The following is a 508-nucleotide window of genomic DNA, read 5'->3' on the forward strand; positions in this document are numbered from 1 at the left end:
TTTGCGCCAAAGTATAGAAGAAAAGTTTTTTATGGAGAAAAGCGACTAGAAATAGGAGCAATACTGAGAGAATTATGCGAGTGGAAAGGTGTGAAAATTATAACAGCAGAAGTATGCCCAGATCATGTGCATATGCTAGTTGAAATCCCACCTAAAATGACAGTATCAGGATTTATGGGATTTCTGAAAGGGAAAAGTAGTATTATGATCTATCAGAAATGGGGGAATATGAAATATAAATATAGGAATCGATCATTTTGGTGTAGAGGATATTATGTAGATACAGCAGGAAAGAATGACAAAGTAATTGAAGCATATATAAAAAATCAATTAAAAGAAGATGAACTAAGTGAACAATTGACACTGGATATAGAAGACCCGTTTACGGGTAATAAGAAATAGAAATGCAAATGCCAGACCGTATTGTTACGCTGGTAAGCGTAGCCTGAATCTGAGCCCCTTGGGGCGATTACGTAAAAACCACCAGCTAAGCTGGTGGATATTTATT

General features: G+C 36.0%; 1 protein-coding gene. It reads left to right on the forward strand.

Going from position 1 to position 508, the window contains the following annotated elements:
* On the forward strand, nucleotides 1–402 hold a 402-nt coding region (gene tnpA, locus ACESSZ_RS16535; RefSeq protein WP_499842918.1), incomplete at its 5' end, for an IS200/IS605 family transposase.
* Nucleotides 403–508 lie beyond the last annotated feature (106 nt).

Origin of the sequence: Eubacterium sp. 3_1_31 (assembly GCF_964249515.1) — a bacterium.
Classification (GTDB): domain Bacteria; phylum Bacillota_I; class Bacilli_A; order Erysipelotrichales; family Erysipelotrichaceae; genus Longicatena; species Longicatena caecimuris.